23 protein-coding genes are annotated in these 25684 nt (G+C 71.7%); 7 read left to right on the plus strand and 16 right to left on the minus strand.

Annotated elements, in window-relative coordinates:
- Positions 1–279: 279 nt before the first annotated feature.
- Genes O7601_RS03475 through O7601_RS03490 form a run of 4 tightly spaced genes read right to left on the minus strand, consistent with a single transcriptional unit; the run spans position 280 to position 4514 of the window.
- The gene (locus tag O7601_RS03475) at positions 280–1089 is read right to left on the minus strand and encodes an inositol monophosphatase family protein (RefSeq protein WP_281564825.1); all 810 of its coding nucleotides are present in this window, start codon (positions 1087–1089) and stop codon (positions 280–282) included.
- A complete protein-coding gene (locus O7601_RS03480) occupies positions 1082–1534 on the minus strand; it encodes a response regulator (protein WP_281564826.1) in 453 nt (150 codons plus the stop codon). Before O7601_RS03480 ends, O7601_RS03475 begins: the two co-directional genes overlap by 8 nt.
- Entirely contained in the window at positions 1531–3312 is a 1782-nt protein-coding gene (locus O7601_RS03485; RefSeq protein WP_281564827.1) for a sensor histidine kinase, read from the minus strand. The genes O7601_RS03480 and O7601_RS03485 overlap by 4 nt, the downstream gene beginning before the upstream one ends.
- Positions 3309–4514, minus strand: a complete 1206-nt coding sequence (locus O7601_RS03490; RefSeq protein ID WP_281564828.1) for a fused response regulator/phosphatase — start codon at positions 4512–4514, stop codon at positions 3309–3311. Before O7601_RS03490 ends, O7601_RS03485 begins: the two co-directional genes overlap by 4 nt.
- 204 nt (positions 4515–4718) lie before the next feature.
- Here O7601_RS03490 and O7601_RS03495 point away from each other — a divergent pair, with 204 nt between their 5' ends.
- Entirely contained in the window at positions 4719–7097 is a 2379-nt protein-coding gene (locus tag O7601_RS03495; protein ID WP_281564829.1) for a M28 family peptidase, read from the plus strand.
- Positions 7098–7101: 4 nt separating this feature from the next.
- Here the strand turns inward: O7601_RS03495 and O7601_RS03500 are convergent, their stop codons facing one another.
- The 3 genes from O7601_RS03500 to O7601_RS03510 all read right to left on the minus strand — a co-directional run bounded on the left by O7601_RS03500 (position 7102) and on the right by O7601_RS03510 (position 8728).
- Positions 7102–7356 (minus strand): Smr/MutS family protein, encoded by a 255-nt coding sequence (locus O7601_RS03500; protein ID WP_013736060.1) that lies wholly within the window; start codon positions 7354–7356, stop codon positions 7102–7104.
- A 148-nt stretch (positions 7357–7504) separates the two neighbouring features.
- Positions 7505–7873, minus strand: coding sequence for a tetratricopeptide repeat protein (locus tag O7601_RS03505; RefSeq protein WP_281564830.1), 369 nt, complete (start codon positions 7871–7873; stop codon positions 7505–7507).
- A gap of 102 nt (positions 7874–7975) precedes the next feature.
- A complete protein-coding gene (locus tag O7601_RS03510) occupies positions 7976–8728 on the minus strand; it encodes an ROK family protein (protein WP_281564831.1) in 753 nt (250 codons plus the stop codon).
- Positions 8729–8788: 60 nt separating this feature from the next.
- Between O7601_RS03510 and O7601_RS03515 the strand changes: the two genes are divergently transcribed.
- The 4 genes from O7601_RS03515 to O7601_RS03530 all read left to right on the plus strand — a co-directional run bounded on the left by O7601_RS03515 (position 8789) and on the right by O7601_RS03530 (position 12300).
- The gene (locus O7601_RS03515; RefSeq protein ID WP_281564832.1) at positions 8789–10426 is read left to right on the plus strand and encodes an ABC-F family ATP-binding cassette domain-containing protein; all 1638 of its coding nucleotides are present in this window, start codon (positions 8789–8791) and stop codon (positions 10424–10426) included.
- 37 nt (positions 10427–10463) lie between these two features.
- Positions 10464–10775, plus strand: a complete 312-nt coding sequence (locus tag O7601_RS03520; RefSeq protein ID WP_281564833.1) for a hypothetical protein — start codon at positions 10464–10466, stop codon at positions 10773–10775.
- Positions 10776–10851: 76 nt separating this feature from the next.
- Positions 10852–11577 carry a methyltransferase domain-containing protein gene (locus O7601_RS03525; RefSeq protein WP_281564834.1) on the plus strand — a complete coding sequence of 242 codons (726 nt, stop codon included), beginning with the start codon at positions 10852–10854 and terminating at the stop codon, positions 11575–11577.
- A 186-nt stretch (positions 11578–11763) separates the two neighbouring features.
- Complete coding sequence (locus tag O7601_RS03530) at positions 11764–12300, plus strand: phospholipase (protein ID WP_281564835.1); 537 nt, start codon at positions 11764–11766, stop codon at positions 12298–12300.
- A gap of 87 nt (positions 12301–12387) precedes the next feature.
- On the opposite strand, the gene O7601_RS03535 is transcribed toward O7601_RS03530, so the two are convergent.
- Together O7601_RS03535 and O7601_RS03540 are read right to left on the minus strand one after the other, a co-directional pair.
- Positions 12388–15216 (minus strand): adenylate/guanylate cyclase domain-containing protein, encoded by a 2829-nt coding sequence (locus O7601_RS03535; RefSeq protein ID WP_281564836.1) that lies wholly within the window; start codon positions 15214–15216, stop codon positions 12388–12390.
- Positions 15217–15382: 166 nt separating this feature from the next.
- Positions 15383–15598, minus strand: coding sequence for a zinc ribbon domain-containing protein (locus O7601_RS03540; RefSeq protein WP_281564837.1), 216 nt, complete (start codon positions 15596–15598; stop codon positions 15383–15385).
- Positions 15599–15654: 56 nt separating this feature from the next.
- Between O7601_RS03540 and O7601_RS03545 the strand changes: the two genes are divergently transcribed.
- Both O7601_RS03545 and O7601_RS03550 read left to right on the plus strand, forming a co-directional pair.
- Complete coding sequence (locus tag O7601_RS03545; RefSeq protein WP_281564838.1) at positions 15655–16893, plus strand: lytic transglycosylase domain-containing protein; 1239 nt, start codon at positions 15655–15657, stop codon at positions 16891–16893.
- Between the two features lie 72 nt (positions 16894–16965).
- Complete coding sequence (locus tag O7601_RS03550; RefSeq protein WP_281566777.1) at positions 16966–17982, plus strand: GNAT family N-acetyltransferase; 1017 nt, start codon at positions 16966–16968, stop codon at positions 17980–17982.
- A gap of 20 nt (positions 17983–18002) precedes the next feature.
- Here the strand turns inward: O7601_RS03550 and O7601_RS03555 are convergent, their stop codons facing one another.
- The 7 genes from O7601_RS03555 to O7601_RS03585 form a co-directional block, all read right to left on the minus strand.
- Positions 18003–18509 carry a helix-turn-helix transcriptional regulator gene (locus tag O7601_RS03555; protein ID WP_281564839.1) on the minus strand — a complete coding sequence of 169 codons (507 nt, stop codon included), beginning with the start codon at positions 18507–18509 and terminating at the stop codon, positions 18003–18005.
- Positions 18510–18994: 485 nt separating this feature from the next.
- On the minus strand, positions 18995–19978 hold the full coding sequence (gene hemB / locus O7601_RS03560; RefSeq protein ID WP_281564840.1) for a porphobilinogen synthase: 984 nt from the start codon (positions 19976–19978) through the stop codon (positions 18995–18997).
- A 39-nt stretch (positions 19979–20017) separates the two neighbouring features.
- A complete protein-coding gene (locus O7601_RS03565; protein WP_281564841.1) occupies positions 20018–21598 on the minus strand; it encodes a uroporphyrinogen-III synthase in 1581 nt (526 codons plus the stop codon).
- Positions 21595–22566: a hydroxymethylbilane synthase gene (gene hemC, locus O7601_RS03570; RefSeq protein ID WP_281564842.1), complete on the minus strand. Its 972-nt coding sequence runs from the start codon at positions 22564–22566 to the stop codon at positions 21595–21597. Before hemC ends, O7601_RS03565 begins: the two co-directional genes overlap by 4 nt.
- Entirely contained in the window at positions 22563–23891 is a 1329-nt protein-coding gene (locus O7601_RS03575; protein ID WP_281564843.1) for a glutamyl-tRNA reductase, read from the minus strand. The genes hemC and O7601_RS03575 overlap by 4 nt, the downstream gene beginning before the upstream one ends.
- Positions 23888–24658, minus strand: a complete 771-nt coding sequence (locus O7601_RS03580; protein WP_281564844.1) for a redox-sensing transcriptional repressor Rex — start codon at positions 24656–24658, stop codon at positions 23888–23890. The genes O7601_RS03575 and O7601_RS03580 overlap by 4 nt, the downstream gene beginning before the upstream one ends.
- A 343-nt stretch (positions 24659–25001) precedes the next feature.
- Positions 25002–25664 carry an HAD hydrolase-like protein gene (locus tag O7601_RS03585; protein ID WP_281564845.1) on the minus strand — a complete coding sequence of 221 codons (663 nt, stop codon included), beginning with the start codon at positions 25662–25664 and terminating at the stop codon, positions 25002–25004.
- Positions 25665–25684 lie beyond the last annotated feature (20 nt).

Genomic DNA, 25684 nt, shown 5'->3' on the forward strand with positions numbered 1-25684 from the left:
GCGCGGCGGCGACCCCCGCCGGCGCCGGTCGGCGGCCTGCTGGCGGAAGGCCGCCGGTCAGGATACCGGAACCGGCCCCCCCGACCAGCCCACCGACCCCGCAACCCCCACAACCCTCAACCCCCCGCAACCACCCCCTCACCCTCCGCCCACCCCCACCCCCACCCCACCCTCACCGCTGCGTTGATCATGAGGTTGGCGGCATTTTCAGAGATCAAACTTGCCGTCTACCTCATGATCAACGCGGCGGTGGTGAGGTGGGGTTGGGTGGGGTGGGGGTTAGGTGGGGAGGAGGGTGGTTTGGACTTTGGTCCAGACCTCTTGGTTGGCGGCTATCAGCAGGCCGTGTTCGGTGTCGGCGGGGTGGTAGTCCGTGCCGTCGAGCCGGCGGGCGACGCCACCTGCGGCCCGCACCAGCAGGGTGCCCGGGCCGTGATCCCAGGGCAGGGTCCGCCAGAACAGCACGAACTGCTGCCGGCCGGTGAGCACGTCGAGATACTCACGACCGGCGCAGTGCTGCCCCGGCAGCAACTCGCCGAGCCGCGCACCGCCCGCCTCCACCGTGCGCCGGGACGGCCCCGGCAGGAACTTCGTCATCGCGGTGCCCCGCAGCTCACCCGTCGGCGGCGACCCGTCGGGCAGGTGCAACGGCCGACCGTCCAGGTACGTGCCCTCGCCGGCACGGCCGGTCGCCAACGCGTCGGCCAGCGGGTCGAACACCCAGGCGGCCACCGGTTCACCATCGGTGAGCAGGGAGACCATCAACGCGAACGGGCGGCGACCCGCCGCGAAGTTCGCGGTGCCGTCGACCGGGTCGACCAACCACACGTCTCCCGAGGCTCGCAGGTGCCGCAACAGGTCGGGATCGTCGGCCACCGCCTCCTCGCCGACCACAACCGAGCCGGGGCGCAGCCGGCGCAACCGGGCGCTGATCATTTCCTCGGCCCGGCGGTCGGCGACCGTGACCAGCTCACCGGGGGCCTTCTCGCTCACGTCGGCGGCGTCGAGATGGCGGAACAAGGGCAGCACGACGCGGTCGGCGGTCTCCCGCAGCAGCCCGGAGACGTCGTCGAGCAGGGTGTCAACCACGCGGCGGCAGCTTCACCACGCTGACGAAGAACTCGTCGATCTGCCGGACCACCGCGATGAACTGCTCGAAGTCGACCGGCTTGGTCACGTACGCGTTCGCGTGCAGCTGGTAGCTGCGCAGGATGTCCTCGTCGGCCTGGGAGGTGGTCAGCACCACCACCGGGATCCGGCAGAGCTGCTCGTCCTTCTTGATCTCCTCCAGCACCTCCCGGCCGTCCCGGCGGGGCAGGTTCAGGTCGAGCAGGATCAGGTCGGGCAGCTGGGCGTCCGCGTACTGGCCCTCGCGACGCAGGTAGGCCAGCGCCTCGGCACCGTCGGAGACGACGTTGAGCCGGTTGCGCAGCTTGTGCTCCTCGAACGCTTCCTGGGTCATCAACACGTCACCCGGGTCGTCCTCGACCAGGAGCACCTCGATCGGGCTGTTGCCGTCCGCCGGCGCGGTCATCCCACCGCCTCCTTCATGCCACCTGTCCCACCGCTGGCCTGTGGCAGGCCAGCGACGGCCGAGGGGCGTTCCGAGTCGCCGCCGGCCTCGGCGCCGACGGTACCGTCACCCGGCCGGACCTCGTCATCGGCCCGGACCGCCGCCGCGTCCGTTCCGACCTGCGCCGCATCGGGCCCGTCCGCCGCGTCCCCAACCGCTGCGGACCCGTGGGCGCTCTTCGCGGCCTCGACGTCGGCGGGCAGCGCGGGCAGGGTGAAACGGATCGCCGTCCCCTCGGGCACGTCGGTGTCCACCCAGACCCGGCCACCGTGGTACTCCACGATCTTCTTGACGATCGCCAGCCCGATCCCGGTACCCGGGTACGCGTCCTTGGCGTGCAGCCGCTGGAAGATGACGAAGATCTTGTCGGCGAACTCCGGCTCGATCCCGATGCCGTTGTCCTGGCAGGTGATTTCCCAATCCTCGCCGATCAGCCGGGCCGAGACATGCACCTTCGGCGGAACATCCGCCCGACGGAACTTCACCGAGTTGCTGACCAGGTTGACCAGCAAATTGGTCAGCAGCGGCTCCTCGCCGCGGATCACCGGCAGCTCGCCCCAGGTCAGCTCGGCGTCGGCGTACTGCCGGGCCGGCTCGGTCTGGGCCGCCACCTCCGTCATGAGGCGGTTCAGGTCGACATCGGTGAAGCCCGTGGTGAGCCGCCCGATCCGGGAGAAGGCCAACAGGTCGTTGATCAGCCGTTGCATCCGCTGCGCGCCGTCCACCGCGAAGGCGATGTACTGGTCGGCCCGTTCGTCGAGTTGCCCGGCATAACGCCGCTGGAGCAGCTGACAGAAGCTCGCCACCTTGCGCAGCGGCTCCTGCAGGTCGTGCGAGGCGACGTAGGCGAACTGCTCCAGGTCACGGTTGGACCGGGTCAGCTCCTCGGCCTGCTTCTGCAACTGGGTGTTGACCCACTCGATCCGCTCGCGGGCCGCACGCACCTCGGCCAGGTCCGCGGCGATCTTCTGCCGCATGGCGTCCACGTCCTCGCCGAGACGTTGGAACTCCGGCGGACCGGTGCCGGTGATGCCGTGGCCGTAGTCGCCGACGGCGACCTCCCGAACCTGCCCGGCCAGGCTGGTCAGCGGACGGATCACCATCCGCTCCAGCGAGGTGAGCAGCACCACCCCGGCGACCAGCACCACGAGCGCCGCGATGACCAGCAGCAGCACCAACAGATTGCTGGTGCTGCGTACGTTTGCGGCGGCCTCGTCGCGAACCTCCAGGATGCCGTTCTGCAGCACCTCGACGGCGACCCGGATCTGGTCGAACTGCTGCCGCGACTGGTCGGTGAGCAGCTGCTGGCCGGCGGCGGCGCCACCGGTCTCGATGGCTGCGATGACAGGCAGGGCGACCGCCTGCCGCCACTGCTCCGTCCGCTGCTGCACCGTGTCGAACTCGTCACGAAGCTCCGGGTAGCTGGCCAGCAGCTGGTCCATCGAGACGGCCAGCTCCTCCTCCCGCTGCCTGCCGGTGTCGAACGGGACGAGATCCTCCCGATCGCCAGTCAGCGCATACCCCCGGATCGCGGTCTCCTGGTCGACCAGGACCGCGAGCAGTTCCTGGGATTGGACCCGCAGCGGACCGGTCTGGTTGAGCACCGCGTCGATGTGCGCCCGGCTACGGGTGGCGACCACCGCCTCCGCCACCGCCACCCCGAGCAACAGCAACCCGACGACCGCGACGAGCACGGCCAGCCGGCCACGCAAGCTCCAGCCGGTATCCGTGGTCGTCACCGGCCACCACCCCGGGAAACCAGCAGCATCGCCACATCGTCGGCGAACGGACCGTCGTTGAGCTGCTCGGCCCGCCCTACCAGCCAGGCCGGCAGATCGGGCAGCGCAACCGCCCGGCTGTCCGGCTCGGTCAGCAGGCGGGTCAGGCCGGGCACGTCGAGCCGTTCGTCGCCCGCGCCCACCCGGCCCTCGATCAGACCATCGGTGTACATCAACAGAGACCAGTCCTCGGTGTCGAACTTCAGGTCGAAGGCGACGGGCCGGCGCGGCCGTACGCCGAGCAGCAGCCCACCCGGGGCCGGCACCGGCGTCACCCGCCCCCCGGCGAGCAGCACCGGTGGCGGATGGCCGGCCAGCCGCACCGTCGCTTGGCCGGCGTTCAGGTCCAGCCGAGCCGTCGCCACGGTCGCGAAGATCTCCTGCAGCCGACGCTCGCTCATCAGCACCTGTTCCAGCGCGGGAAGCACCTCGTCGTCCGGCACTCCGGCGAGAATCAGCGCCCGCCAGGCCACCCGCAGTTCGACGCCGAGGGCGGCCTCGTCCACGCCGTGTCCGCAGACGTCACCGATGATCAGATCCACCCGGTCCGGACGGGTCTGCACCACGTCGTAGAAGTCCCCGCCGATCAGGGCGGCGTGCCGGCCGGGCCGGTAGAAGGTGTGTACGGCGATCTGATCGGTCGACATCAGCGGCTGGGGCAGCAGGCCGCGCTCCAACCGGGCCGACTCGGCCTGGCGCAGCTCCACCTCACGCAGCCGGCGGGCGTTCTCGTCGGCCCGCTTGCGCTCCACCGCGTAGCGCAGCGCCCGGGTCAGCAGAATCCCGTCGACCTGACCCTTGACCAGGTAATCCTGTGCCCCCTCGGCAACTGCCACGATGCCCAGGTGCTCGTCGGTGCGGCCGGTGAGCACACAGACGGCCGCGCTGCCGGACATCTCCAGCACCTGCCGCAGCCCGTCCAGCCCCTGTGCGTCGGGCAACCCCAGGTCGAGCAGTACGCAGTCGACCCCCGCGATCCGTCGGCGGGCCTCGCTCAGGCTGGTGGCCACCAGCAGGTCGATCCCGGAGTTCGTCTCGGCCAGCAGCTCGCCGACCAGGAAGGCGTCACCCTCGTCGTCCTCCACCAGCAGCACGCTCAGCCGCTCCCCGGGCGGCAGGTTCGGGTTGCCACCCAGCCCGCCCTGTGGGTACGGCCACGACACGACGGAGGGACCGGTCGTCCCGGTCCCCCGGGCCGGCCGGGTCACCGCCGCGACTGGCGGCTGATCGCTGGTGATGTCGGGCTCCTTCCGAGTGCCCTGCTGATCCTGTATTAGACAACGTTCGCACACAACACGACGGGCCACCCTCGGGTGGCATGGAGGATGATGTCCACCCCAGGACCACCCCCTCGCAAGGAGCCACCCGTGGGCGCACCCCCCACCCCCGCCGCCGACCGCGCCTTCAGCAGGCCGCGTCGACGTCCCCTCGCCGCGCTGGCGGCACTCGTCGCGCTCGTCGCCGTCGGCGCGGGCGCTCTGCTCGACCTGCGTCCTCCGGCACCCCGGCCGACCGACACGCCGCCCGGCGAGTTCAGCGCCGGGCGCGCCTACCCGCACGTGACGCAGGTCGCCGGGCGACCACACGTCGCGGGCAGCCCGGCCAACGAGGCGGTCCGCGGCTACCTGGAAGGCGTACTGCGTGACCTCGGGCTCCAGACGCAGGTGCAGGACACCGTCGCCGAGGAAGCCGGACAGCTCAGCGGCGCGGCGGGTGGCGCCACCCTGGCCCGGGTCCGCAACGTGGTGGCCCGGCTGCCCGGCACCGCCCCCACCGGGACGGTGTTCCTGGTCGCGCACTACGACGCGGTGCAGACCGGGCCGGGCGGCAACGACGACGCCGCCGGGGTCGCGACCATCCTGGAGGTGGCCCGCGCGCTGACCGACGGCCCGGCGCCCCGCAACGACGTCGTCTTCGTGCTCACCGACGCCGAGGAGGCGTGCCTCTGCGGAGCCTCGACGTTCGCCTCCGAGCACCCACTTGCCGCCGGCAAGGGGGTGGTGCTCAACCTGGAGGCGAGGGGTCGCACCGGTCCGGTGATCATGTTCGAGACGTCGCCGGAGAACGCGCGTCTGGTCGAGGTCTTCGGCCGGGCCGCACCGCACCCGGTGGGCACCTCCTTCGCGGTCGAGGTGTACCGCGCGCTGCCCAACGACACCGACTTCACCGCCTTCCTCGACGAGGGGTTCCTCGGGCTGAACTCGGCGTACCTGGATGGTGGCGCGATCTACCACACGCCGCTGGACACCCCCGCCTCGATGGACCGGGCCAGCCTCCAACACCACGGGGACAACACCCTCGGTCTCGCCAAGGAGTTCGGTCGGATCGACCTCGGCGACCTGCGCGCCGGTCACGACGCCACCTACTTCCCCGTGCCCGGCGGTCTCGCCCGCTACCCCGGCTGGCTGGTACTGCCGTTGGCGCTGCTGGCGCTGGCCGGCGTGGTCGGGCTCGGCTGGCTGGCCCGACGGCGGAACCGGGTCACCACCGGTCGGCTGGCCGCCGGCTTCGGCTTGGCTCTGGTGCCGATCGTGGTGGCCCCGCTGGGCGCCCAGTTGCTCTGGGCGGCGATCCTCGCCCTCCGGCCGGGAAACGCCGAACTGCTCGACCCGTACCGGCCGACCTGGTACCGACTGGCCGTGCTGGCGCTCGCCGCCGCCGTCGTGTTCGCCTGGTACGCGCTGAGCCGACGCCGGATCGGCCCGGCCGCGCTGGCGATCGGCGGGCTCGGCTGGCTGGCGCTGCTCGGCGTACTGCTGGCGTTCCTGGCGCCCGGCGGGGCCTACCTGGCGACCCTGCCCGCCCTGGCGGGGGCGCTCGGCGGGCTGGTGGCGCTGGCCACCCGCCTCGACGGGCCGGTACCGGTGATCGCGGTGACCGTCGCGGCCGCGGTCGCGGTGCTCCTACTGCTGCCCACCGTCGTGCTGCTCTTCCCGGCGCTGGGCATGGCGATGGGCGGCGTCGCGGCGCTCTTCGCGGTGCTGCTCGGTCTCGCCGCGCTGCCGGTGGTCGACCTGCTGCACCCACAGGCTGGCGGTCAGCGGGGCACGATGGCGCTGCGGGCCCGCCGACTCGGTGCCCTGCCGGCCGGGGCCGCTGCGCTGGCCGCGGTGGTCCTCGCCGGGGTCGGGGTCGCCGTCGACCGGTTCGACGCCACGCATCCCGTGCCCACCCATCTGATGTACGCGCTGGACGCCGGCACCGGCCAGGCCCGCTGGCTCAGCCACGAGGGCGAGCCACAGCCCTGGACCGACGAGTACGTGGACGGCCCGGTCCAGGTCGCCGACGAGTTCCCCGGAATCGGCGGCGACGAGTTGCTCGGCGGGCCGGCACAGCCGGCGGACCTGCCCGCGCCCCGGCTGGACGTGCTGACCGACACCACCACCGCGGGCGAGCGCACCCTGACCCTCCGGCTCACCCCGCAACGTCAGGTACGCCTGACCACCCTGCACGTCGACACGGACACCGCCGAAGTGCGGCGGGCCGAGGTCGCCGGCCGCCCGGTTCCGGTGGAGACCCGCGACGGCCGCTGGGGATTCGGGGTGGTCTTCCACGCCCCACCGCCCGAGGGAATCGAGGTCACGCTAACCGTCACGCCGAAGGCGGACCGGATCGCGCTGCGCGCGATGGACGCCAGCGACGGCCTCGACGCGCTGCCCGGTTTCCGCCCCCGCCCACCGGACGTCGGCGTCGCCGGCTCGCACAGCTCCGAGATGCTCGCCGTCGCCCGTACCTACCCGCTGTGAAGGGCTACTTCCAGCGGAAATGGACGAAGAGGCGGCCGAAGTTCTTGGAGTCCTTCTCGACCCGGTGGTAGAGCTGCTTGACATCCTTCTGGTCGAGGAAGCGCAGCACCCGCTTCTTGAGCTGACCGGAGCCCTTGCCTGGGATGATCTCGACGAGGGTGGCCTTCTTGGCCACCGCCTCGTCCATGATCCCGCGCAGCGCCCGGTCGATGTCGTGGCCCTTGTTGAAGATGTCGTGCAGGTCCAGCTTCAGCTTCATGCCACGTCCACCGTCCGGTCGGCTCTCATCCGGCCCATGGTAGGCAGGCCGGGCGCCGGCCAGGCCATCCGTGGGCACGCCGGCTGCCCGGGCCCCCGGACGCCGCGAGGGCAGCCCGAACGGGCTGCCCTCGCGACACCTGTCCGGATCAGCGACCGCCGCCGACCCGGGTCTCGACCCGACGCAGGGCCGTCGTGTAGTCGTCGTTGGACGAGTGCATGGCCGCCGCGATGCGCAGGTGACGCAGCGCGTCGGTGTACCTGTTGAGCCGTTCCAGCGTCCGGCCCAGCACGTGGTGGGCGTAGTGGTCGCTGGGGTTGCGGTCGACCATCTCCCGCAGCTGCTCCTCGGCTCGGTTGAGCTGTGCCGACTGGAAGTAGGCCCGGGCCAGCAACTGGCGTACGGAGGCGTTGTCCGGCTCCGCCTCGATGATCGGTTCGAGCAGCCGGGCCGCGCTGCTGGGGTCGCCCGCCTCGAAGAACAGGGTCGCCCGCCGGTACTCGGCCAGAAGATCCATGCCGCCACCCCCTCCGTGTCGCACCACTGCTCCGACGCTGGCACAACACCAGCCGTACCGCGACTGTTCCCGGTGGCTTTTCCTGCCCGAGAGAACCTCCTCCTACACGGTGGCGAGGTTCCAGGCGCGGACGCCGCCGACTATGCCGGCGCTGTTGGGGACCACCACCACGTCGTCACCCATCCGGTTGAGCTGCTCGGGCCGGATCCGCCGCGAGTTCCCGCCACCGAGGTAGAGCCGGTCCCAGCGGAACACCGGACGCAGCCCCTCCACCACCTGCCGAATCCGTCGGGACCAGAACGCGTCGCCCAGCCGGCGGCGCTCGGGCTCACCGACGTACGTGTCGTAGGTGGTGCCCCAACGCACCGGGGCGTGGGAGAGTTCGAGGTGCGGGGCGAGCACCCCGCCGTCGAAGAGGGCGCTGCCCAGCCCGGTGCCGAGGGTCAGCACGAGTTCGCAGCCGGTGCCGGCGACCACTCCGGCACCGTGCACCTCGGCGTCGTTGAGCACCAGCGCCGGCAGGCCGAACGCGGCCGAGAGCGCGCTGCGGGCGTCGAACCCGGACCACTCGGCGAGCAGCGCCGGATCGACCCGGCTACGTGGGCCCGAACGGGTCACGTAGTGCGGGGTGGCCACCACCACTCCGTGTCGGATCATGCCAGGCATGCCGACCGTCACCCGACCGGCCGCCGGCAGCCGACCGCCGAGTTCCACGAGCGTGCGGACGAACAGGTCCGGCGGCAGGGGGTACGGCGTCGGCACCCGCATCGGCTGGGCCCGCATGGTGCCCGCCCCGTCGAGGACGGACGCCTTGATTCCGCCGCCCCCGCAGTCGATCGCCAGAGTGGTCAACACGCACGTGAGTCTGCCTCGTCGCAGGGTCCGCCGCGCGACGACGGGTAGGCTCGGCTGCTTGTGAGCGCCACGTTGATCGCCAAGGACCTCGCTGCCGGGCACGGGGAACGTACCCTCTTCACCGGCCTGGACCTCGTGGTCGCGCCCGGCGACGTGGTCGGCCTGGTCGGGGCCAACGGGGCCGGCAAGTCGACGCTGCTGCGTACGCTCGCCGGTCTGTTGCCGGTCGAGGCCGGCAGCGTCGCGGTGAGCCCGCCCGGCGCGAGCGTCGGGCACCTGCCCCAGGAGCCGGAGCGCCGCCCCGGTGAGACGGTGCGGGCGTTCCTGGCCCGCCGCACCGGCGTGACCGGGGCGCAGGCTGCGCTCGACGCGGCGACGGAGGCACTGACCGCCGGCAGGCCGGGCGCGGACGACGCGTACGCCGCCGCCCTGGAGAGCTGGCTCGGGCTCGGCGGCGCCGACCTGGACGAGCGGGCCGAGGAGGTGGCCGCCGAACTGGGCCTCGCCGTCGATCTCGACCAGGAGATGACAAGTCTTTCCGGCGGCCAGGCCGCCCGCGCCGGCCTGGCGTCGCTGCTGCTCAGCCGGTACGACATCTTCCTGCTCGACGAGCCCACGAACGATCTCGACCTGGCCGGGCTGGATCGGCTGGAGAACTTCGTGACCGGGCTGCGCGCCGGCACCGTGCTGGTCAGCCACGACCGGGAGTTCCTGGCCCGCACGGTGACCTCGGTGCTGGAGCTGGACCTGCACCAGCAGCAGGTGAACCACTTCGGCGGTGGCTATGCGGCGTACCTGGAGGAGCGGGCGGTGGCCCGCCGCCAGGCGCGCGCCGACTACGAGGAGTACGCCGACACCCGGGCCGCGCTCCAGGCACGGGCGCGTACCCAGCGGGCCTGGATGGAGAAGGGGGTTCGCAACGCGCGGCGCAAGGCCACCGACAACGACAAGATCGGCCGCAAGTTCCGGTCCGAGACGTCCGAGAAGCAGGCGGCGAAGGCCCGGCAGACCGAGCGGCTGATCGAGCGGCTGGAGGTGGTGGAGGAGCCACGCAAGGAGTGGGAGCTGCGGATGGAGATCGCCGCCGCGCCCCGCGCCGGCGCCGTCGTGGCCACTCTTCGCGATGCCGTGGTACGCCGGGGAGACTTCGTCCTCGGCCCGGTGAACCTCCAGATCGACTGGGCGGACCGGGTAGCGGTGACCGGGGCGAACGGTTCCGGCAAGTCGACCCTGCTGGCCGCCCTGCTCGGCCGGTTGCCGCTGGATGCCGGCCAGGGCGCGCTCGGGCCGGGCGTGGTGGTCGGCGAGGTGGACCAGGCTCGTGGACTGTTCCTCGGCGACGCGCGGTTGCTGGACGCGTTCCAGGCGGCGGTGCCGGACATGTCCCCGGCGGACGTGCGTACGCTGCTGGCCAAGTTCGGCCTGCGCGCGCAGCACGTGCTGCGACCGGCCGCGACGCTCTCCCCGGGCGAACGGACCCGCGCCGCGTTGGCCCTGTTGCAGGGGCGCGGGGTCAATCTTCTGGTGCTGGACGAGCCGACGAACCACCTTGATCTGCCGGCGATCGAACAACTGGAGTCCGCACTGGCCAGCTTCCCGGGCACGCTGCTGCTGGTGACCCATGACCGGCGGATGCTGGAGGCGGTACGCCTGGACCGGCGGTTACGGGTGGACGCCGGGCGGATCACCGGGTTCTGATCCGGCGGAATCCGGACGGCGGGGCGACAATGAACCCATGCTGAGGTGGGAGTACGCCCTGTTGGTGCGCCGCCGCCAGGCCGCCACCAACGACCTCGGGTTCGAGGTCATCTTCTCCTGGTACGGCCCCGACGGATCCATGATCGACGTCACGCCGTACGGCGACACCGCGCTGGCCCATCTCAACCGGGCCGGCGATCAGGGCTGGGAACTGGTCGCGATGAGCGAGGACCCGTCCCTGCCGGGGAACAACGAGTTGCACCGTTATCACCTGAAGCGGCCGCGGACGGCGGCCGCACCGCGGCAGCGGATGCGTACGGGGCGTCCTCGACGGCCCATCGGGCGTTGACCCGGCGCGAGTTTCAGGGACAACCGGCGCATACCGGGCAATTATCCGGGTAACGGGCCGGCCGGAGGTGGCCGCCATGGTCGCGTTGGCACACACTCCGTCCTCCGCCGAGCGGCTGCGGGCGGTGGACGGGTTCCTCACCGAAGCGTGGCTGGACCAGGTCCGCCACGACGAGCGGCTGCGCCCCCTCGGCGTCGAGGTCCGCTTCGACCGGGGCGTCGCCCACCTGACCGGCGAGGTCGACGAGCCGGCACAGCTACGACTGATTCGCGAGCAGGTCGGTCGGCTGGCCGGCGTCTTCGGCGTCTGGTGCCGGGTACGGGTCGGCGGACGCGATCCGGTGGTGGTCGACCTGGGTTGCGGCGCCACCAAGCAGTGGCCGGGCAATCTGGGGCTGGACATCTTCCCCGCCCCGGGCGTGGACGCGGTCGCCGATCTCTCCGGCTCCCTGCCGCTGGCCGACGACTCGGTCGACGTGCTGTTCGCGGTGCACATCCTGGAGCACCTGATCGACTTCCTGCCTTTGCTGGACGAGTGCCACCGGGTGCTTCGCCCGGGGGGCGTGCTGCATGTGATGAGCCCGTGGTGGGGGCATGTGAACGCGGTGGCCGACCCGACCCACGTGCGGCTGCTGGACGTGCAGACCGTCAAGGGCATCTGCGTGATGAGACCCCCCGGCACCCCGCGCTGGTATCCGCTGCACGCCGGCAGCGACGGCGCGTCGATCTTCGCCGACCTGACCCCACTGGGACCGGAGGACGACGGTCCCAGCGCCACCCACCTGGCCCGCTTCTTCGACTAGGCAGATCCGCTCGACGAATGTCCTGGACACCGGCGGTGTCCAGGACATTCGTCTGTTTCGGCACAGGTCACCAATATTTCTCGCGGGTAACACCGGCAGGCCGCGCCATTGATCGAGACTGATCGAACCCCGGTGACTCGCCGGTAACAACTGGCTCCACCGCACACCCCCCGCGGAGGTACGACCATGCCCAGACGTCTCGCCACCATCCTCACCTCGGGCGTACTAGCGCTGTTCGCCGCCCTCGCTGTGGCCACCCCCGCCACGGCGGCCGTGACTCCACAGCAGAAGTTGTCGGTCCTGTCCAACTGGACCCAGACCAGCGCCAGCAGTTACAACGCCTGGTACTCCGCCCGCCAGAATCGCGCGCCCTGGGCCGAGTACAACTTCGACTGGTCGACCGACTACTGCTCGTCCAGCCCGGACAACCCGCTCGGGTTCAAGTTCAGCCTCTCCTGCGCCCGCCACGACTTCGGCTACCGCAACTACAAGGCGGTCGGCCAGTTCAGTGCCAACAAGCCGCGCCTCGACAGCGCCTTCTACGCGGATCTGCAGCGGTCCTGCGCCACCTACAACTCCGTCGTCCGGCCGGCCTGCCTGAGCCTGGCGTGGACCTACTACCAGGCCGTCGCCATCTTCGGGTCGGTGGCCGCCGTCCAGCAGTCCGACATCGACCGGGCCGCCCGGATGAAGGCCGACGCCGAGCGCCGCGCCCGCGCCTGACGAACAGTGACGGACGCCCGGCAGCAACCAGGGTCGGGCGTCCCGCTGCTCAGGGCCGTTGGGAACCCGCGCGGATTTCTGAGCGTTTCAGGCGTGCTCGGTGTGCCGGTCTAGCCTGCCGGGCCGAGGTGGAGCGGGGAAACCCGATCCCGAGGCGAACCGTCCCGAATCGGCCGCCAGGTCGGGATGCTCGACCCCCAGCGCCAACGCGACCGCCTCGTCCAACCCCAGTTCGGCGCCCTCGCCGTACGCCTCGTCGAAGGCCGCGTCATCCAACACCCGCCGCAGCGCCTCCTGCCGATCCATCCAGTACGTCTCGAAGATGCCCGGCGTCGACCGCAGGCCCGCCCGGGTCGCCTGGGCGGCGCCGAAGAGCCGGGCACCGGTCAGCGGCTGGTCACCGACCGCACAACGCACCGCGACCGCGTTCAACGTGTCGCAGGCCCGACCGTGGAAGCCGTGATTCATCCGCGAGCGAAGCGCCACCAGCAGGTGCTCGTGCGCGGCCACCAGGTCACCCCGCGCCAGCGCGACCATGCCGAGCAGCATGTCCACCGAGCGGCGCCCCCGGTCGACCGGCCGGGACGCCTCCACCGGACGAGCCGCACCGAGCAGATCCGCCGCCTCGCCCAGCGCGCCCCGCCGCCAGAGCAACTCGGCCAGGCGAAAGACGGCGAACAGCGCCTCCGACTCGACCCCCTGGTCCTGCGCCCAGTCGATGACCTCCCGGCAGACCCGCTCCGCTTCGGCGAACTGTCCCATGTCGACAAGAGGGGCGGCACGGCCGGCGAGCACCCGGGCCAGCAGACCGGCGTCCCCAGCCTGGCGGGCCGCCGCCTCGGCCCGCTGCGAGTAGCGCAGTTCCTCGCCGAACTCGCCGTCGCCACCGGCGTGCAGCGAATGCATGTGGTAGGCCGCCGCCAGCTCGTCCTCCGGGATCACCTCACCGGTCTCGGCCAGGCGGCCGTAGAGCCGGAACAGCCAGAGCCGCCCTTCCCGGGCCAGTCCACGCTCACGCCACCACTGGTCCAGCCCGCCGGCCAGCCGCAGGCCGACCCGGGCACTGCCACCTGTGGCGCACCAGCGCAGCGCGGCACGCAGCTCACCGGCGAGTGGATCCAGCGTGTACAGCGACAGCGTCACCGGTTGCCCGTCCGGGCCGAGGTGTGCCCGCTCCAGGGCGTGCGTCGACCAGGCCACGTGCCGGTCACGGGCCGCCCGCTCCTCACCGGCTTCGGCGAGCCGACGCGCCGCGTACGCCCGGATCGGGTCGAGCATCCGGTAGGTGCAGCCGGCCGCGTGCGGCTCCGCCAGCACCATGGACTTGTCGACCAGCACCGACAGCGGGTCGAGGGGATCGTCGTCGAGCAGCCATTCCACCATCGCCAGGTCGACCGGGCCGGCGAAGACCGCCAGCCAACGCAGCAGTCGCGCGGCTCGTGGCCCGAGGGTCCGGTAGGACCAGGTCACCGTGGCCTGCATGGTCAGGTGTCGTTCGACCGCTGAACGGGCCGCCGTCCGGGTCGCCGGGGCCGAGGGGTCGACGCCGGTGGCCGCCGCGGCCAGATCGACCGTGTCCCGCTGATTGCCGGTGTTGCCCCGATCGGCCGGTGGTGGCAGCAGATCCTCACGGCCGGCGTCGAGCGTGCCGAGCACGTCATCGAGACGCTCGGCGAGCTGACCGACCGAGAGCACCCGCAGCCGAGCCGCAGCCAGCTCGATGGCGAGTGGCAACCCGTCCAGGCGGCGCACCACCCGCCGGATGTCGGCCGACTCGGACGGGTTGGGTTGCCGCCCGCCCCGGGCCGCCGCCGTACGATCCAGCAGCAGCGCCACCGCGTCGCTCTCGGTGCCGTCGGGTGCCGGGTCGACGGACAGCGGCGGGATCCGCCACACCACCTCGCCCGGCAGGCCCAGCGGTTCCCGGGTCGTCGCCAGTACCCGCACCCCACCGCCACCGGCGAGCAACCGGGATACCGCCTCGGCGCAGGACGCCGGCTGGGCGTCGCAGGTGTCGAGCACGATCAGCATCCGGCGGGCAGCGGCGTACTCCACGAGCGTGTCGACCATCGGGCGGCCCGGCTCCGAACGCAGCCCGAGCACGGCGGCGACCGCGAAGGCGACCAGCCCGGGATCGGTGACCGCGGCGATGTCGACGAACCAGACGCCGTCCGGGTACTCGTCCACCAGGTCGGTGGCGAACTCCACGGCCAGCCGGGTCTTGCCGCTGCCACCCGCGCCCAGCACGGTGACCAGCCGGTGCCGGGCCACGAGTCGCCTCAGCTCGGCCCGTTCGGTCTGCCGACCGACGAACGTGGTGACCTGGATCGGCAGGTTGTGCGCCACCGCGTCGGCGGTGCGCGGTCGCGGAAACTGCCGTTCGAGGCCGGGGGCGACGAGCTGGAAGAGCCGTTCCCGGTCGTCGAAGCCGCGTAGCCGGTGCAACCCGAGGTCCAGCAGGGAGGCGCCGGCCGGCAGGGGACGGGCCCGCCGTGCCGTGGCACCGGAGCAGAGGATCTGCCCGCCGTGCGCCGCAGCGGCGACGCGGGCCGCGCGGTGCACCTCGGGACTGGCGTACTCGCCGTCGCGTGGCTCCGCCCAACCGGTGTGCAGTCCCATCCGGACCCGGGGGGCCGCCTCGGGGGTCGGCCAGTCGTGTTCACCGAGCGCCCGCTGGGCGGTCAGACAGGCGGTCAGGGCCGCGCTGGCGTCGTCGAAGGCCAGAAAGAACGAGTCGCCCTCGGTCAGCAACTCCGCGCCCTCGGTCGCCGCGATCGTGCGGCGCAGCAGCCGTCGATGCTCGGCCAGCACCGGCCGATAGCCCGACCCGAGCAGCTGTGCCAGCCGGGTGGAGCCCTCGATGTCGGTGAAAACAAAGGTCACCCAGCCGGTCGGGAGGTGGATCCGTGGCGGCATGCGTGGAACCTCCCCCCTGGTCTCGGCACCATACTTCCCGAGACCGGATCATCACGCATCGTGAGAACGGCCGGCCGAGACTCCGACCCAAGGTGCCATCGGACCCTGCGTCCGGGCAAGGCCGGCATCACCCGTACCACCCATTCCATGACCGTTGCCGGCGCGGTCAGCAGCCGCAGCCGCCACCACAGCAGCCGCCACCGGAGGCAGGGGACGCGGCACCGGACCCGCCGCCGCGCCCGGTGACCGCGACCGCGGAGAGCAGTTTCACCGTGTCGGCGTGCCCCTGTGGGCAGGGCGCTGGCTCACCGGCTCGCGCCATCGGACGGTTGACCTCGAAGGTGGCGCCACAGGCGCGGCAACGGAACTCGTACCGGGGCATGACACCAGCCTACGACCGGACCTGACGTCGGCGGGGACATGGGTGATACTCGACGGGTGGCAGACGGCGAAGAGCGCAGCACCCTTCGGCCCCTCCGACCGGCCACGCCGCGCGCCGACTCCGGTGCCGGCCCGGACGGGCCGGCGACCAGGCTGCCCCGGCCCCGCCGACCCTGGCTCAGCTCCGGCAAGCCAGCCGACGACGCGGCAGCCAAGCCGGCCGGCGACGCGACGCCTGATTCACTCACCGCCGGGTCGGAGCCGGCAACGGCCATCGACAATGGCGCAGACACCTCGTCCGACGCTGCGGCTCCTGAATCGACGCCGACGACCACTGTCGAGGAGTCCACTCCGGAGTCTGATGCGCCGGTAGCCCGGCGTCGCCGGATGCGCTTCGTGCCCGCCGTACGCCTGCCGGGGCCCCGTGTCGCGGCCCGGGCGACCCGCGACTGGTCGCGCCGGCCCAGCGGCCGGTTGACGCTGCCGGGCGTGTTCCTGCTGGCCCTGGTCGCCGCGACCGCCACGGCCGGCGCACTGCTGGTGCCGGCCGCCCTTCGTGCCCCGCGTCCGGTGGCGGTCGACGCCACCGCCGGCGTGCCCGACGCGCTGCCCAGCGACCTGCCGCCGTCCGGCGCGGCGCCGCCACCTGGGCAGTTCCCGCCACCCACCGCGACCCTTCCGCCGGGCGCGACCCCACCGGGCACCGCCGCGCCGGCCGGTGGACGCCCGTCCGACACCCTGGCCGGCTGGGCCCGCGACACGGGAGCCAAGGTCGGCATCGACCCGACCGCCATGCAGGCGTACGGCTACGCCGAGCTGGTGCTCGCCGAGACCGATCGCGCCTGCGGCCTGAGCTGGACCACGTTGGCCGCGATCGGTCTGGTCGAGTCCCGTCACGGCCAGGCCAACAACGCCCAGCTCGGCGCGGACGGCCGGGCGGTACCGGAGATCATCGGTCTGCCGCTGGACGGTCAGGGCAACCGGATGCGGATCACCGACACCGATCGGGGCGAGTTGGACCGGGACACCACCTATGACCGGGCGATCGGGCCGATGCAGTTCATCCCGACCACCTGGGCAGAGATCGGCGCCGACGCGGACAACGACGGCCGCAAGGACCCGCACAACATCCACGACGCCGCGCTCGCCGCCGGCATGTACCTGTGCAAGGGCGGCCGCAACCTCACCATTCCGGGTGACTGGTGGAACGCGATTCTGTCGTACAACGACGTCCGAAGGTACGCCCAGGATGTCTTCGACGCCGCCAACCGCTACGGACAGGCCAGTCGCACGTGAAGTGATCGTCCGCATACATTGGAGAACTGGACACTTCCCCCCGGCTGCGGTTAGCGGCAAGCTAGACGGGTGATGGTGCGCGAGTGGGACCCCAGGACCGCGTCGCCCGCCGAGATCGCGTCGCTGCTGGACACGCTGAACGCGGTCCTGGCGGCCGATCTCCCGCAGGATCCGCCGTGGCGGGAGAGTTCCCTGCGGGAGTACCTCGCCGAGGTGATGCCGGGCGAACGGCGGATCTCCTGGATCGCCGAGGAGGATCCCGCTGCCGACGGCACCCCGGGAGCCATCCTCGGTCAGGTACACGTGCTGCTACTCGGCAACATCGGCGTGCTTGAGGTCCTGGTACACCCGAGCGCGCGGCGCAGCGGACTGGGCCGTGATCTCGTCCTGCGCGCGGCCCGGCGCGTCTATCAGGAGGGCTTCGAGTCGATCGGGGTGGAGGTGGTCGGCGACACTCCTGCCGTCGCCTTCTACGAATCGCTCGGCTTCAGCCGGGAGTACGTCGAGACCCGAAGCGTCCTCGACCTCTCCGGCGTCGACTGGGCCGAGCTGGCGGAGATGTCCACCGGGCTCGGTGCGGGCTACCGCGTCCAGTTCCACCCGGGCGGCCCGCCGGACGAGCTGATCGAGGCGTACGCGCGGGCCAAGGCCGAGATCCGCGACATCGAGGACGGCGAGCTACGACCCAGTTCGTACGATCCGCAGCGGCTCCGGGACAGTCTCGACTGCCTACACCGACGGGGCATGAAGCCGTACATCGTGCTCGCGCTACACGAGCAGACCGGTGAGGTGGCCGGCCTGACCGAGGTGGTCGTGCCGGCTCAGCATCCGACCCGTGCCGACCAGTACGACACGATCGTGGTGCAGGATCACCAGGGCTACGGCATCGACCGCGCGATCAAGGCTCGGATGCTGCTGGAGCTGCGCTCCGCCGAGCCGCAGCTGACCGAGGTGCAGACCTGGAACGCGCAGGCCAACGAGGCCATGCTCAAGGTCAACGCCGAGTTGGGTTACCGCACCGACCGGGACTGGTGCGAATACAGCATCGACGTCGCCGAGCTGGTCCACCGCATCGACGCCACGCGCTGACCCGGTCGGCTCACCGGCGGTCAGTCTCGGTACCAGGTCCGTGGGTCGGGCGGAGGCGGCGCGTTCCGGTACTTCGCCACCCGCACCTCCCACTGACTGCGGCGCCGCCGCGCCTCCCGATCTGGCCTGGAACGGTGGTAGGTCTCCGGCGGTCGGGCCAGCCCGTAGATGTCCGCCCACCATTCGCCCGGTTCCGGATCGAGAATGGTGTTCAGGTGGGCGGGGTAGCGACGATCCGCGCCGTCCCGCGTGTCGTCCCAGACCTCCATCGGCAGCACGACCCGCCCCTCCTGGTCGACGGCCACGAGGTAGAGCCCGGCCGCGCCCAGCAGCCGCTCCAGCACGGCCAGGCTCGGCGTCAGGCTGCCCGCCTCGACCCGCGCGACGGTCGACGGGGCGACCTTGGCGAACCGGGCCATCCGCAGCTGACTGAGCCCGACGATCCGACGCGCACGTCGCACCAGACCGGCGATGGGAAAGGGGCCGACGGTCGGGCCGAGGTCTGGCGGCTCAAAGACGGTGGACATGCCCCCGACCGTGCCGCTACACGAACCAGACCCGCAACCCCTGTGGAAAAACCTGTGGACAATCCGCCCCGCTGGCCCGGCCCTCGCAGGTTGGCACAGTCGGGTGACCCGCTACCGTGAGCGACAGTCACGCTGCGCGATGAAGGCATCCTCATGCTCCGCCCTTCCGACAACACCTCCGGCGCCCTTTGCTCTGCTTCAACCCACGCAACCGTCTCTGACCAGCAGTCAAGCGAAGCCGATACCTCAATGCACCCCCCGCCGACAATCACCCTCCGCAAGCTGTGCGTGGGTTGAAGCAGAGCAAAGGAGTGTGGGGGCATTGGTGGGGGGCGGAGGGAAACTACTCATAGTGACAGCGATGAGCCGATTCGCCGGCCACACCAGTGCTTACGGGGTGGGTGGCCTGGCCGCCGCAACAGCCGTGAGCCGTGAGCCGTCAGCCGTCCAGCTGTCAGCCGTGCTGCGGGGATAGTCGAGCTGGGTCAGTAGCGCTGGCGGAGCAGTTGGGCGGCCTCGACGGCCCAGTAGGTGAGGATGATCTGGGCACCGGCGCGGCGAATCGAGGTGAGGGTCTCCAGCATCACCCGCTCCCGATCGATCCAGCCGTTCGCGGCAGCCGCCTCGACAGTCGCGTACTCGCCGGAAACCTGGTAGGCCGCCACGGGGACATCTACGGCGGCGCGGACCGCCGACACCACGTCGAGGTACGGCAGCGCCGGCTTGACCATCACCATGTCGGCGCCCTCGGCGACATCCAGTTCGACCTCGCGCAGCGACTCGCGCAGGTTGGCCGGATCCTGCTGGTAGGCCCGTCGATCCCCGTCCAGCGCCGACTCCACCGCGTCGCGGAAGGGGCCGAAGAAGGCCGAGGCGTACTTCACGGCGTACGCGAGCACTGCCACGTCGGTGTGACCGGCCGCGTCGAGTGCCCGGCGTACCACCCCGACCTGGCCGTCCATCATCCCGGACGGGCCGACCACCCCGACCCCGGCGGCGGCCTGGGCCACCGCCATCTCGGCGTACGCGGCGAGGGTGGCGTCGTTGTCCACCTCACCGGCCGGGGTGAGCACCCCGCAGTGCCCGTGCGAGGTGAACTCGTCCAGGCAGAGGTCACTCATCACCACGGTGGCGTCGCCCACCTCGGCCACCACGTCACGGATCGCGACGTTGAGGATGCCGTTCGGGTCGATGCCGCCGGAGCCGCACTCGTCGCGCGACGCCGGCACGCCGAAGAGCATGATGCCGCCGACGCCGGCCTGCACCGCCTCCACCGCCGCCTTGCGCAGCGAGTCGCGGGAGTGCTGGAGCACGCCCGGCAGCGAGGCGATGGCGCGCGGCTCGGTCAGCCCCTCCTTGACGAACATCGGCACGACCAGCTCGGCCGGGTCGACGCGGGTCTCGGCGACCAGCCGACGCATCGCCGAGGTTCGGCGCAGCCGACGGGGCCGGATCTCTGGGTACGGCACGAACCCTCCCTGACGACAACCAGCCGGAGCCGGCGGCGGCTACCGGAACCTCAGCGCGGTCGGCCCCTGCACCTTCGAACCACGGCGCTGCTTCGCCGGCATCGCGGCGAGCTTCTCCCGCAGCTCGACGGCGTAGCCGGCGAGCGCCTCCACCAGATCGGGCACCGACGCGTGCGGGGGCTGGACGTCAACCCGCAGGCCGAACTCCGTCGCGGTCTCCGCCGTCTTGGGCCCGATGACAGCAACAACGGTACGCGTGTGCGGCTTGCCGGCGATGCCGACCAGGTTCCGGACTGTGGAGGACGAGGTGAACAGCACCGCGTCGAACCCACCCGACTTGATCGCGTCCCGGATCTCGGCCGGCGGCGGAGCGGCCCGCACCGTCCGGTACGCGGTCACGTCGTCGACCTCCCAACCGCGCTCGGTGAGCCCGGCGGCGAGCGTCTCGGTGGCGATGTCGGCACGCGGCAGCAACACCCGACCGACCGGGTCGAGCACCTCGTCGTGCGGCGAGAACTCGGCCAGCAGCCCGTCTGAGGACTGCTCACCGGAGGGGATCAGCTCCGGCTGGATGCCGAAGGCCCGGACGGCGTCGGCGGTGGCGTCGCCGATACAGGCGATCTTGACGCCGCCGAAGTGCCGGGCGTCCAGGCCGTGCTCGGCGAACTTCTCCCAGACCGCCCGCACCGCGTTGACCGACGTGAAGATCACCCAGGCGTACCTGCCGTCGACCAGGCCCTTGACCGCCCGCTCCATCTGGGCGGGGGTACGCGGTGGCTCGACCGCGATGGTCGGCACCTCACAGGGAATCGCCCCGTACGCCCGCAGCCGGGCACTCATCGCACCGGCCTGCTCCTTGGTGCGCGGCACCAGCACCTTCCAGCCGTACAGCGGGCGGTTCTCCCACCAGCTGAGCTTGTCCCGCTGGCCCACACCGTCACCGACGGTCAGCACCACCCGGCCGGTGAAGCCGAGTGCCGCCGCGACGAAGGAGTCCACTGTCGACGTGGTGGTGTACTGCGTCTCACCGGTACCGTCCCCGGTCACCCCGACGTCGGTGCCACCGTCCACGCCGGCGGCAAGCAACCCGTCACGGATCGCGGCCAGGTCACCCGCATCGACGGCCAGCGCCAGCGAACCGCGCTGCACGGCCGCGGCCAGCGCGTCGAAGTCCAGGGCACTGACGTCCTCGACGTCGGCGGCGGTGCGTACGCCCGGCAGCGGCACGCCCGCGTAGGTGGCCACCCCCTCGGCCTGGCCGACTCCGGGAACCACCTCGAAGTGCGCGGCGGTACGCGCCACCGCCTGCACCTCCTTGACCACCGAGTCGTGGCCGAACGGGTCGCCGGCCACCAGGTGCACCGCGTTCTGCCCGGAGCGGGCCGCCGAGATGAGGATCTTGGCCACATCGCCCGGCGCGCCCTCGGCCGGGGTGAACTGGGCGTCGGAGCTGGCCTCGGCCCGGACGACGTCGAGCAGCGACTCGGGGACTCCCCGGTCGTACACCACCTGGTCGGCGTCGACCAGGGCGTCGTGCGCCCGGCGGGTCAGCAGGCCCGGGTCGCCGGGTCCTGCCCCGACGAACGCGATACGGCCTACGGGCTTACGGGTGCGGGTCATTCTGTGCTCCCAAATTGCTGGGTCCCCGGGCCGTCGTGTCCTTGCGGGCCGAGGATCGAGTCGGCGCCGAGGTCGAGGAGTTCGGCGGCGAGTGCCTTACCGATCTCCGCCGCGTCGGCGGGCGTACCGGTGCGGGACAGCCGGACCTCGTGGATACCGTCCGGGCTGATCACCGCTCCGCGCAGGTAGATCTCATCGCCGTTCTCGCCTTCGGCGAGTTCGGCGTAGGCGGCGACCGGAGCGGAGCATCCGGCCTCCAGGGTGGCCAGCATCGCCCGTTCCGCGGTGACCGCGGCGCGGGACGGCGCATGGTCGAGCAGGGCGAGCAGTTCGACCAGATCCGGGTCGTCGACCCGGCACTCGACCGCCAGGGCACCCTGAGCGGGTGCCGGCAGCATCAGCATCGGGTCGAGCGTCTCGGTGATGACGTCGCTCCGGTCGATGCGGGCCAGGCCCGCTCGGGCCAGGACGACGGCGTCCAGGTCGGCCTCCGGTCCCAGCACCCGGGCGAGCCGGGTGTCGATGTTGCCCCGGATCGGGGTGACCGACAGCGGCATGCCCAGCGCGTGCAGCTGGGCGATCCGGCGCAACGCGCCGGTGCCGACGATCGCGCCGGGAGGAAGTTCGGCGAGCGTCCTGCCGTCGCGGGCGATCAGCGCGTCGCGCGGATCCTGTCGTGGCGGCACCGCGGCGATGTGCAGCCCCGCCGCGGTTGCGATGGGCAGGTCCTTGTACGAGTGCACCGCGAAGTCGATCGTGCCGGCGACCAGCGCGTCACGCAGCGCGGAGACGAAGACGCCGACCCCGAGCCGATGCACCGGCGCGCTGGACCGGTCACCGGCGGTGACCACCTCGACCAGTTCGACGGGGCGTCCGGTACGGGCCGTCAGTGCCTCGGCGACGTGGCCCGACTGGGCCATCGCCAGCTTGCTGCCCCGGGTACCGAGGCGCAGCGGGGCGTCGTTCATCGCTCGCCTCCGGTGGGTGGGGTGATGTCGGGCACGGTGTCCACCGGCGAGGTCTGCGGGACCTGGAGATCGAACAGTTCCCGCAGCAGCGCCGTGTACTGGTCACCGCCGGGTTCGGCGGCGAGCTGACGGACCCGGACGGTCGGCTGGTGCAGCAGCCGCTGGACCACTCGGTGCACGGTACGGGCCACCTCGGCGCGCTGGTCGTCACTGAGGTCGGGACGGCGTTGCGCGAGCCGGCGTAGCTCGGCGGTGACCACGTCGTCGGCCCGGCCGCGCAGGGCGGCGACGGTCGGGGCGACGTCGGCACCGCGCAGCCAGCTGAGGAAGGACTCGACCTCGCCGGCGACGATCCGCTCGACGGCGGCGGCGTCCGTGGCGACCGGACCATCGGCGAGCAGCGCCGCCATCCGGTCGATGTCGATCACCTCGACGCCAGGCAGCTCGGCGACGCCGGGACCGACGTCTCGCGGTACCGCGAGGTCGAGCAGGACCAGCGGGCCACGCCCGGGGTCGCGACCGGCCGCCGCGGCAGCCACCACCTCGCGGGTGAGGACCGGCTCGGTAGCGGCGGTGGCGGCCACCACGATGTCCACCGTGGCGAGGGTTTCGGCCAACTCGGCCATCGGGCGCGCACCGGCACCGTACGACTCGGCCAGCCGGACGGCGCGGTCGGTGCTGCGGTTCGCCACGGTCAGCGGCCCGGCACCGAGCCGGGACAGCGTCGCCACGCCCAGCGAGCCCATCGCACCGGCACCGACGATCAGCGCGGGACGGCCGGTGAGGTCGTCGTCGAGGTGGCCGGCGGCGAGCCCCAGCGCGGCGGTGACCACACTCTGGCCGGCGCGGTCGATACCGGTCTCCGAGTGGGCGCGCTTGCCGACCCGCAGCGCCTGCTGCATCAGCTCGTGCAGCAGCCGCCCGGCGGTGTCGGCCGCGCTGGCCCAGTGGTAGGCGTCCCGGAGCTGCCCGAGAATCTGCGCCTCGCCGATCACCATCGAGTCCAGGCCGGCGGCGACCCGGAAGACGTGATCCACAGCAGCCGAGTCGAAGTGCACGTAAAGGTGGTTGGCCAGCGCGGCCGGCTGGCATCCCGCCTGCTCGGCGAGGACGGCACAGATGTCGCCGAGCCCGCCGTGGAAGCCGGACACCGCCGCGTAGACCTCCACCCGGTTGCAGGTGGAGACGAGGACGGCCTCGCTGACGTAGGGCTGCGCCACCAGGCGCCCAAGGGTGCGGTCGAGCCCGCTGGGTGACACCGCGAGTCGTTCCAGGGTGGCGACCGGTGCGGTGCGGTACGACGCGCCCACGACGAGGAGTTTCACGTGCCGATCGCCTCCTGGCTCTCGGTGACCGCGAGACCGCCGGGCAGGGCGGTGAGGGCGGACCCACCGGCGGCGGGAAGCGCGGTCAGGGATGCCTTGCGGTGCTCGTGGAACGACAGGATCTGCAACTCGATGGCCAGGTCGACCTTGCGCACGTCGACCCCTTCGGGGACCGAGAGTACGCACGGTGCGAAGTTCAGGATGCTCGTGACGCCGACGGCGACCAATCGATCCGCCACCCGTTGGGCGGCGGTGGCCGGGGTGGCGATGACACCGATCGCGATTGATTCCTCGGCGGCGACCCGGGGCAGCTCGTCGATGTGCTGCACGACCAGTCCGTTGATCTCCTCGCCGACCCGTTCCTGGTCGGCGTCGAAGAGGGCGGCGATCCGGAACCCCCGGCTGGCGAAACCGTCGTAGCCGGCCAGGGCGTGACCGAGGTTACCCACTCCGACCAGGGCGACGGCCCGCCGCTGGGTGAGCCCGAGCACGTACTCGATCTGATCGATCAGCAGCCCGACGTCGTAGCCGACGCCCCGGGTGCCGTACGAGCCGAGTTGGGAGAGGTCCTTGCGGAGCTTGGCCGAGTTCACTCCGGCGGCGTTGGCCAACCCCTCGCTGGACACCGTCTCGTGACCGGTTTCGGCGAGGTTGTGCAGGGCACGTAGGTATTCGGGGAGCCGGGCCACCGTCGCCTCCGGCAGATCCGGGAGCGCCGGTACGGCACCTGCGCGACCGGGCGCGCCAGGGTGACGGTGCTGACTCATGAGACTCCGTGCGGTGCGATCCTCGACCAACTCCACCGGCCGGCCGTTTCGGGACTCCCGCTGGCGACCGATGTTGCCGGCTGTGCTAGCAGGGCGCGTCGGAATTACAGAGTAGGCGCTTGTGAAGACGTGCACAAATCGCGATCTTGCTGGCACGGCCCGCGCACCCACCGGCCCCTCCATCCCACAAGATCGATCACCACCTCACCATCGGCACCCGCGCGATTATCGCTCAATCCCGACTTCTCTGACCAATCACACGCAGCCCCTGGCTCCCATTCCAAATGGCCGATCATGAAGTTATCGCCCCGACACGCCGATTTGGCGGGCTACAACTTCATGATCAGCGCGATTTGGCGGTGGGGTCGGTGGCGAGGGTCACGGCCTCGGTGAGGGTGTCGGCGACGGGATGGCCGGAGGCGAGCAGTCGGGCCCGGTCGGTGAATCCACCGGTGTAGAGGACGGCGCGGCCACCGACGGAGCGGGCCGCGTCGGCGTCGTCCAGCGAGTCGCCGATCAGCACCACCGACCGGCCGTCGACGCCCAACGCGTCCAGATGCCGTGCCAGCGACTCTGCCTTACGGTCACCACCCACCTGCGCCCGCAGCCCGTCAACCCGGGCGAACCGCCTGGTCAGGCCGTACGTCTCGACGGTGGGCACCAACTCGTCGTGGAACCACATCGACAGCAGGGACTGACTGCCCGGCCAGGCCGCCATCGCCTCCACGGCGTCGTGCGCCAGCTCACAGGTGGTCAGACCCAACCGGTACGCGTCGTGGAAGATCTTGTCCAGCCGGCCGAAGGCGTCGTCGTCCACCGCGCGACCCAGCACCTCCGCGTAGTAGTCGGCGATCGGCCGGCGGAACCGGACCCGGTGCTCGTCGGGGGTGACGCTCGGCCCGCCCTCGCTGGCGAACACCGCGTTGGTGCAGGCCACCACGAGGCTGAGATCGTTGAGCAGGGTGCCGTTCCAGTCCCACACCAGATGAGGGCTCGCAGGGGTCATCGCCGCACCCTATCCGGCCG

The organism is Verrucosispora sp. WMMD573 (genome assembly GCF_027497175.1).
Taxonomy (GTDB): domain Bacteria; phylum Actinomycetota; class Actinomycetes; order Mycobacteriales; family Micromonosporaceae; genus Micromonospora.